The sequence below is a fragment of the Alteromonas lipotrueae genome, from assembly GCF_019249255.1.
In the GTDB taxonomy this organism is placed as follows: domain Bacteria; phylum Pseudomonadota; class Gammaproteobacteria; order Enterobacterales; family Alteromonadaceae; genus Alteromonas; species Alteromonas lipotrueae.
In genome coordinates this window covers 1-5,508 of sequence record NZ_JAESDJ010000031.1, presented here as the reverse complement: position 1 = coordinate 5,508, position 5,508 = coordinate 1, and the positions used below count along the sequence as shown (strand labels likewise).

Annotated in this window: 4 protein-coding genes; 2 read left to right on the top strand and 2 right to left on the bottom strand. The window is 39.5% G+C overall.

Going from position 1 to position 5,508, the window contains the following annotated elements:
- Positions 1–687: 687 nt before the first annotated feature.
- Positions 688–1,221, bottom strand: coding sequence for a PH domain-containing protein (locus KYS23_RS20335; RefSeq protein ID WP_218420042.1), 534 nt, complete (start codon positions 1,219–1,221; stop codon positions 688–690).
- 653 nt (positions 1,222–1,874) lie between these two features.
- Between KYS23_RS20335 and KYS23_RS20330 the strand changes: the two genes are divergently transcribed.
- Both KYS23_RS20330 and KYS23_RS20325 read left to right on the top strand, forming a co-directional pair.
- Positions 1,875–2,615 (top strand): putative quinol monooxygenase, encoded by a 741-nt coding sequence (locus KYS23_RS20330; RefSeq protein ID WP_218420040.1) that lies wholly within the window; start codon positions 1,875–1,877, stop codon positions 2,613–2,615.
- An 84-nt stretch (positions 2,616–2,699) separates the two neighbouring features.
- Positions 2,700–3,806, top strand: coding sequence for an NHL repeat-containing protein (locus KYS23_RS20325; protein ID WP_218398560.1), 1,107 nt, complete (start codon positions 2,700–2,702; stop codon positions 3,804–3,806).
- Between the two features lie 48 nt (positions 3,807–3,854).
- Here the strand turns inward: KYS23_RS20325 and KYS23_RS20320 are convergent, their stop codons facing one another.
- Positions 3,855–4,772, bottom strand: coding sequence for a LysR family transcriptional regulator (locus KYS23_RS20320; RefSeq protein ID WP_159534783.1), 918 nt, complete (start codon positions 4,770–4,772; stop codon positions 3,855–3,857).
- Positions 4,773–5,508 lie beyond the last annotated feature (736 nt).

Here is a 5,508-nt window from a genome sequence, read left to right as displayed (position 1 = left end):
CGAATATGAATCGTCGTTGTGTGACACTCTTAATGAGTGCCCACACAGATTGTCTTGTCTAAATTGTTAAAGAACGTGGTTACTTAACGTAACCTCACCGTAAGCCGTTGCTTTTTGGTGACTCACTCTGCTTGAGCGGGAGGCGTATAATACGCTTCTTGTTTTCAGTGTCAACGTTTTTCGTAAATTTCTTTTCGAACCGTTGTTAACTCCGTAGAGCTAATAAAAACCGCTTCTCGTTATTGTTGCCAACTCCTTGAAGCGAGGCGCGCATTCTACGCGAATCAGCTTTTGGATCAACACTTTTCTTAAAATAATTTTATAAAGTTTTTCAAACTAGCTATTAGCCTTCTTTTACACCGGTTTAAGGCTGATTACGCTTTCTTACTGTATTGCTAATCACTCGTATATTGTTAGCAGCGTACTACTCACTTCTCTATATCGTCATAAACCGTCATAGCTCAAAATCAATTGCATAGACTTGGTTCACCTTATGTATTCTATTTACCCACAAGTAATCGCTAAGACAGCCACTGTACTTACTGTGTTTATATTTAACTTCATCTAGGATTTGGCGGGTGACTTAATAGAGATAAATTATCATCTAGAGTACGAGCGGAAGATTGTCTGACTAAGAGGGTATGAGTACTTAAAGCCTGTTACTCCCTCTTCTCATTACAGTAACTTTTACTTTGAATTAACCAACTTCTCTAATAATGCTTCTATCCGCTGTGTACTTTGCAGTAGTAAGGCGAAGTCGTCGTTAGTATTTGTCTCGACTTCTGCCGTATATCTATTTCCCTGAACAGCCTTATCTTTTTGGCTCAAAATGGTTTCTCTAAAATTGATAGCATCTTCAATTCCTATAAGCGAAACAAGTGCGCCCTGAGCTGATTGTCCTGCAGTCTCAAAAGACAACCTGTATAAATTAAACATGCGCATTAACGGGCCTTGGGTCATAGCTACATCTGTTATCTTCTCAAGTGGAATTGTTTTCTCTTCCTTGTTGAAAATACCTATTTTTACTATAAGTTTTCGTTCGGTGATGATTGCGGACATTGCAGCAATCATTTTACTGCTGATTAGATAAAATATCGGAATGGATATAACAAGTAATGGAATACCAATGACTATAAGCGTTGAGAATAACAACAAGCTTACCAACCAATAGGTTTTGACCGACGGATTGAAGGTTGCTTCTAATACAATTTTCTCAGACATCCTTTTCTCTCTTCTTATCACTATATAGCTCTAATGTGTGGCTTTTAACATAACGATATTGTTAGATATTGTCTTTATCGAAGTGAAACAAGATATTACCGGTTTAATGTTTAACCTCAGACGTCATCTGTTCATAACATGACTCATTTGCGCTTACCTTAGTAGATTTACGTTACATAAGTAGCTTTACATCAATTCAACCGAGTGTAGCAAAATTCTATTTCTCACTAGGCTTTCATAGGCAATTTCTGTGGAATGATTTTGGAATCGCTTGGTGTTCATACTGTTTACCTAAATAGACTTTAATTTGTAATTCTGAATCATAGGGCTCAATGGGACCTGGTAGTCCCATATGTGTCAATTGCGGCCATTACGCACTTGTAATAGTCTCTTCGGCTTAAAATCCAAGGCGGACGTTCATGGATTAATTATTTACCCGCATAAATCAGCGTTTCTGAATCAGCAGATTTTCTGCGTGAGTTACCATCTTACCCACCTCATTATCAACAAAATCTAAGAAGTTTTCACTGATTACCTTCATTATCAAAGCTAATTTCCTCTGTTAATCTTTCTTCCGTCGTTAACTTATCGACTCGATATAAAATTTTTATTAAGTCGGAAGAAATAGTGCTTCCACTAAATTGGAGAAAATCATGTTTACGAATTTTGGATGGATTGTTGAAGCAAAGCTTAAAGAGGGTGAGCTAGAAAACTTTAAAGCGGTAATGCATTCGCAAGTGAACCGTGCTTTGAATGAAAAAGGTACGCTCAACTATCAATATTACTTGTCAGACGCCGGCGATATTTTAGTTTACGAGCGTTTTGCTGATGCCGATGCATCACATGAGCATATCGAAAACTGGGATGCTCATGCAGAACGCTGGATTTCAGCGGCGGATCCAACACGCATGCTTCATCTTGGTGACTTGCCAGATGATGTTCGTGAACGTCATGCTTCGCTAGCACCTACTTGGTTAAAGCCTCTGGCTGGTTTTGCAAGAGAAGAGTATGAAGGCAGCCTAATTAAAAATGGAAACGATACTAGCTTCGAAAATTTTGGTTGGATTGTGGAGGCAAAACTGAATCAAGGCCAGTTCGAAGCATTTAAAGAAGTAATGAATTCTCAAGTTGCACGAGCCAAAACAGAAGAAGGCACACTAAACTATCAATATTACCTATCTGACGAGGGTGACATATTAGTTTACGAGCGTTTTCGAGATTTAGAAGCTTCTTTTATTCATATCGAAAACTGGAATGATCATGCCGAACGATGGATTGCAGCAGCAACACCCACCCGTATGGTACACCTAGGTGACTTACCACAAGAGTTACGTGAGATGCACGCTTCACTTTCACCTCTACTACTGAAACCGCTTGGTGGTTTTGCAAAATAGTCAATCTTATGAGTAAGCCGATAAGAGCAATCTAATCGTTATCGGTTGTGTTTAGCACATATGTTAACAATTTAAAGGTACGCCATGAAAACTCTAAACAAATATACAAATTTATTAAGTGTAATGCTTACTATTGTTGCGCTGTCAGCATGCTCTCAAACAGTATTAGCCCAGCAACAATACTCGCTGCAAGATTTACCTGCACAATTTAACTCTCCAGCAAGCTTTTCACTTGATTCAGATAACAATATTTTGTTCACATCACCTAACCTACATAACCAGACGCTTGTAGAGCAAGGTGTCTTAACTAAAGCGGCAGCTCCAACGATTGGGCTTATTGATAACAAAAATCAAGTGTCTGTGTGGTACAAATTTAAACAACAGGATTTAGAGCCAAACAGCGGTGTTGTCACTCCCATGGGGATTGCTAAAGGTCCAGATGGAAACATCTATATTGCCGACATGCAATTATGGTTTGGCGGTGAGTCTCGTTTGCTTCGAGTGAATGTTATAGATGGTAAAGCCATTGATGTCGACGTTGTTGCAAAAGGGTTCTCATTTCCTAACGCAGTAGCGTGGAGGGGCAATGATGTGTTTATCTCTGATACGGTACTTTCAACTGAGAAAGGAATATCAACGAAAAGTGGTGTGTATAAATTAAGGATAGATGAACTTAGGGCTGAAAATCCATTACAGATTTCTAAATACCAGAGCAAAAACAACCACGACTCTCACCTATTTGAGATCTTTGAATCAGACGGTAGCCTTAGCTTTGGTGCAAATGGCTTGGCGGTTGACGGGCAGGGCAACCTTTATACCGGTATCATGGAAGACGGTACCATCTACAAAAGCACTTTCAATGAAGATAGCTCTAAGCTTGAAACCACACTGTTTAATAAAGGTTTGATCGCAAGTGATGGCATCCAGTGGGATGCACCTTCTAATGCACTTTACATTACCGATTTATTTGATAATGCCGTTTACCGTATTGATATGAATGGCCAAGCTACATTGCTTGCCAAAAACGGAAATACCGACGGCAGTAATAACATGTTAGATGCGCCTGGAGAAGTTATTGTACGTGGTGGTATTGCCTATGTAACTAATTTTGACGCTGCATTTGGTACGCCAACTATGATTAATACTAAACCAGATACACCTTTTACAATATCAATAGTGCCTATTAAATAATCATCCCTACCGCGGTCATATTAATAAAAGGCCAAATAAATTTGGCCGTTATATTGGAAAACTACTTCCCTGCACCCTATCCCAGTATGGTGGGCTTCCATAACGCTCAGAAAAGTAATCTATAAACGCACGAACTTTAGGGGCAACCAATTTCGAAGAAGGGTAAACAGCCCATATAGAGGCATCAGCCTCTAATGGGTAGTCTTCAAGAATTTTGACTAAGGTCCCAGCTCGTAAATGCTCATAAGCAATCCATGTAGAGCACATTACAATCCCCATCCCGTTCACGCATGCATCGCAAACTGCTTTGCCGTTGTCTGTGGTAAAAGCCCCTCTTGTCTTAATATTTAATAGGCCCTTTGAGGTTCTAAACAGCCAATTGTCATTACCAATTAGGTTAATACAATTATGCTTTGGCAGTGCTTCAGGGGTTGCTGGCCTACCATGCTTTTCAAGGTACTCTGGTGAGGCACAGATAATTCTATTGTCTATAGCGAGTTTCCTGGCTATCAATGCAGAATCTTTAAGCTCAGCATTTCGGATTGCAATATCAAATCCCCCCTCAACAATGTCGACTATTGTATCGCTGAGACGAAGCTCTACAGATAAATCAGGAAAAATTCCCATAAATTCATTTAATGCTGGTATTAAATGTATATGACTAAAAGAAACCGGTGCTGTTATTCGCAATTTTCCACTGGGCTTAGCTCCCCCTCTCACCGACGATACAGCTATGTCCGCCGACACAAGAACATCCCTAGCCTTTGGAAGAAATTCCTCCCCTTCATCGGTAAGCGATACTTTTCGAGTTGTACGATGTATTAGCCGAACACCCAGACTTTCCTCTAACTTACTAAGATGAGCGCTAGCCACAGCCGATGACAAGCCAAATTCAGCCCCAGCTTTAGATATATTTTGAGTGGCAGCTACCCGAGTAAATAGTTTTACATAGTCTAGATTTATCATTATTAGGGACAGAGTTAGGATTGAAGCATAAAAGTAGTATTACTTTACCGTATCACTATAAAAATACATAAGCTAAGTTTACCTTTAGCCTTACTGTCTCTGATAAGATTTGGCGCAGATATGTGTTAAAACTTACTTCCGCTGTTGGCTCGGAATCGATGAGGTGAGCTTAACCAGATTATGTCCGCTTCACGCTCATAGCTTTATGACAGATTAAATCGAAGTTAAATCAGCAAAATTATAAACTAAGTTATACTCTATGAGACTTTAACTATTCCAATAATCGAACTTTATTCTTAAGGTATGTAAGGTAACATCTTCAAGCGTATTCACATCGACTTAAGGGTTGCTCTTCTCTTTCACACTTTTAAATTTAAACGCGTCGAGTATTAGCACTAGTATAGATGTATCGCGTTATCGGTATTCAAGTTGTAGCGCTTAAACTTAAGATATCAAGGCTCACTCCAGTACATATCTAACCGTCTCTTGTTTGTGCTATAGCGAGTACTTTTATTTCTATCATGCATAAAAAAGGGCTATCCGTTAGGCTAGTTATCGTTGTGAAGCAATCGTTGTGAAGCAATCGTTGTGAAGCAATTTCTTCGAATGGGACTTGGCTTGCGGCATGCGCTAATACGTTTCACTTTCAATCACGCATAAAAAAAGGGCTATCCGTTAGGATAGCCCTTTCTTCGAATGGGAGCTTGGCAGTGTGCTACTCTCACATGGGGAAACC